The organism is Streptomyces sp. CC53, from assembly GCF_001865245.1.
Lineage (GTDB): Bacteria > Actinomycetota > Actinomycetes > Streptomycetales > Streptomycetaceae > Streptomyces.
The window spans coordinates 25,162-26,602 of the sequence record NZ_MKXB01000105.1; the positions used below are offsets into that span (position 1 = coordinate 25,162).

The 1,441-nt window shown below is 76.2% G+C and carries 1 protein-coding gene; it reads left to right on the forward strand.

What is annotated here, in order from left to right:
- Positions 1-57: 57 nt before the first annotated feature.
- On the forward strand, positions 58-1,441 hold a 1,384-nt coding region (cseC, locus tag BJP40_RS09830), incomplete at its 3' end, for a two-component system sensor histidine kinase CseC (protein ID WP_079171055.1).

Below are 1,441 nucleotides of genomic sequence, written 5' to 3' on the forward strand. Positions count from 1 at the left end.
GCCTCCTGGCCCCTGCCCGTACCGCCCCCGTACCGCACCGACAGGACCCGCACCGCCATGAAGCCTCCCGCCCTGCGCACCGGCGTCCGCTGGAAGATCGCCTTCGCCATCGCGGCGGTGGGCGCCCTGGTCGCGGCCACCCTCAGCCTGATCGTCCACAACGCGGCCCGCGTCTCGATGCTGGACAGTGCGCGGGACGTGCAACTGGAGCGGCTGAAGCTCGCCCAGCGGATGTACGAGCTGTCGAAGCCGAAGGACCAGAAGCCCAAGTGGGGCACGAAGCTGAACGACCCCGCGCTGCCGCCCGAGCTCGACCGGCTCATGCGGGAAGGGCGGTACGGGACCTACGTGCGGGAGGAGGGCGGCGCCCCGCCCGAGGTGTGGGCGGCGGTCCCGCTCGCGAACGGCGACGTCATGTCGCTGCACACCCCGTACCCGGACCGCAGCGCGACGATCATGAAGCGGCTCGACGAGGCGCTCGTCGTCGGCTCGGTCTCCGTCGTGTTCGGGGGCTCCGCGCTCGGCGTGCTGATCGGCGGGCGGCTCTCCCGCCGCCTGCGCAAGGCCGCCACCGCCGCCGGGAAGGTCGCCCAGGGCAACACCGACGTGCGCGTCCGCGAGGCGATCGGCGGGGTCGTACGGGACGAGACGGACGAGCTGGCCCGTGCGGTGGACGCGCTGACCGACGCCCTCAACGAGCGGATCGAGGCGGAGCGCCGGGTCACCGCCGACATCGCCCACGAGCTGCGCACACCCGTCACAGGCCTGCTCACGGCCGCGGAGCTGCTGCCACCCGGACGCCCCACCGAGCTGGTGCGGGACCGGGCGCAGGCGATGCGGACCCTGGTGGAGGACGTGCTGGAGGTGGCACGGCTGGACAGCGCCTCGGAGCGGGCCGAGCTCCAGGAGATCGCGCTCGGTGAGTTCGTGGCCCGCCGTGTGGCCCTGCTGAACCCGGACGCCGAGGTGCGCGTTGTACACGAGTCGTGGGTGAGCACCGACCCCCGCCGCCTGGAGCGGATCCTCGGCAATCTGCTCTCGAACGCCGCGAAGTACGGCAGGCCGCCGATCGAGGTCACCGTCGAGGGGCGGGTGCTGCGGGTCCGTGACCACGGGCCGGGCTTCCCCGAGGCCCTGCTGCGCGAGGGGCCGAGCCGGTTCCGCACCGGCGCGAGCGACCGCGCGGGCGCCGGCCACGGGCTGGGGCTGACGATCGCCGCGGGTCAGGCGCGGGTGCTCGGCGCCCGGCTCACCTTCCGCAACGCGGCGGCGGACGGCACGGCTGCCGCGGTGGCCCCGGGGGGCCGGGGCGGTGCGGCAGGCCCGGACGCCCTCGGGCCCGCGGGGGGCGCCGGGACGCCGGACGCCCCCGGCGGCACGGGGGCCGTCGGGGGCGCGGGGGCTCCGGGGGACGTGCAGGCGCGTGCCGGCGGGGGCGCGG